This window comes from Streptomyces milbemycinicus, assembly GCF_002154605.1.
In the GTDB taxonomy this organism is placed as follows: domain Bacteria; phylum Actinomycetota; class Actinomycetes; order Streptomycetales; family Streptomycetaceae; genus Streptomyces; species Streptomyces milbemycinicus.
This window is the reverse complement of the sequence record NZ_MUNE01000888.1, coordinates 1-1868: the sequence shown is the minus strand read 5'-3', so window position 1 is coordinate 1868 and position 1868 is coordinate 1. Positions and strand designations below refer to the sequence as shown.

The following is a 1868-nucleotide window of genomic DNA, read 5'->3' as shown; positions in this document are numbered from 1 at the left end:
CCGGCCGGTCAGCTGGGTGTACTCGCCGGGGGTGATGTCGGCGTGCTGCTCACCGTTCCACTTGACCAGCTTCTCCAACACCACGGAACGAGCGGGCATGTTGATGCCGAGCGCCAGGGTCTCGGTGGCGAACACCGCCTTGACCAGCCCGCGGACGAACAGCTCCTCCACGACTTCCTTGAACGTCGGCAGCATCCCGGCGTGATGGGCGGCGATGCCCCGCTCCAGGCCCTCCAGCCATTCGAAGTAGCCCAGCACATGCAGGTCTTCGTCCGGTATGCCCGACGTGCGCTCCTCGACGATGGAGCGCACCCGCGCGCGCGCCGCCTCGTCGTTGAGCCGCAACCCGGCGTACAGGCACTGCTGTACGGCCGCCTCGCAGCCGGCCCGGCTGAAGATGAAGGTGATCGCGGGCAGCAGCCCCTCGGCATCCAGCCGCTCGATGACCTCGGGCCTGCCGGGGGTCCAGATCCGGCTGCGCTGACGGCGCTCGCGCTCCCGGTCGGCCTCGCGCATATTGTTCCGCCCGCGGCGCTTGTCGCGGCCGAAGCTGGGGCGGGTGTTCTCCATCCGGGCCAGCCGGACCAGGTCGGGGTTGACCTCCCGGCGGCCGACCTGGCCGTCCCCCTGCCCGCTCTTCTCCTCGAAGAGGTCGTACATCCGGCGCCCGGCCAGCACATGCTGCCACAGCGGGACGGGGCGGTGCTCGGAGACGATCACTTCGGTGTCGCCGCGGACCGTGTCGAGCCAGTCGCCGAACTCCTCCGCGTTGGACACGGTGGCGGACAGCGACACCAGCGTGACCGACTCGGGGAGATGGATGATGACCTCTTCCCAGACGGCGCCGCGGAACCGGTCGGAGAGGTAGTGGACTTCGTCCATCACCACATAGCCGAGCCCCAGCAGCGACTGGGAGCCCGCATACAGCATGTTCCGCAACACCTCGGTGGTCATCACGACCACCGGGGCCTCGGAGTTGATGCTGTTGTCACCGGTGAGCAGGCCGACGCGGTCGGCGCCGTAGCGCTTGACGAGGTCGGTGTACTTCTGGTTCGACAGCGCCTTGATGGGCGTGGTGTAGAAACACTTGCGGCCCTGGGTGAGCGCCAGGTGGACGGCGAACTCGCCCACGATGGTCTTGCCCGAGCCGGTGGGGGCGGCGACCAGCACGCCCTTCCCGGCCTCCAGGGCCTTGCATGCCTCGATCTGGAACGGGTCCAGCTCGAAGTCGTACATCTCGCGGAAGGGGGCCAGCGCGGTGGCCTCCTCGGCCGCCCGCAGACGGGCCGCGGTGTAGCGCTCGGCGGGAGATAGCTCGTCGGTCATCGTACGTACGAGACTACCGGCCGCCTCCGACAACGCACGCGATCTTTCTCACCGATCGGGACGGGCGGCAGGGGCACCGCGCCCGGGTCCGCCCCGGGTTCAGCCCGCCCCCGGCCCGGGCGTCCCCAGCAGCCGTACGGCGCCGGGGACCGTCGTGGCGGTGAGCGGCAGCGGCCCCAGGCGCTCGCCGTCCGCGTACGCGGTCAGGCCCTCGGCGGCCAGGGACACCGAGGCGGCCCGGTGGGTGGTGACCACCCGGTGGCCGAGGTGGGTGCCGCGGTAGACGCGGGGGAAGACCGTCAGCAGCGTGGTGCGGCTGCACGGGCCGACGACCGTGATGTCCAAGAGCCCGTCGTCGAGGACCGCACCCGCGCAGATCCGCATGCCGCCGCCGTACGAGGTGGCGTTGCCGACGGCGATCAAGGTGGCCTCGACCTCGCGCTGCGGCCCGCCGTCCAGGCTCATCCGGTAGCGGACGGGCTTCAGGGCCGCCAGTTCGGCGAGCATGGCCAGGTCGTAGCGGAGCCGGCCGCGCGGCCGGC

The 1868-nt window shown here is 70.9% G+C and carries 1 protein-coding gene and 1 pseudogene; both read right to left on the bottom strand.

What is annotated here, in order from left to right; genetic code table 11:
• A partial coding sequence (locus CCN51_RS48385; RefSeq protein WP_143676155.1) for a DEAD/DEAH box helicase occupies positions 1–1326 on the bottom strand: 1326 nt, incomplete at its 3' end.
• A gap of 99 nt (positions 1327–1425) precedes the next feature.
• A pseudogene (locus tag CCN51_RS48380) lies at positions 1426–1868 on the bottom strand (sphingosine kinase); the annotation flags it as partial.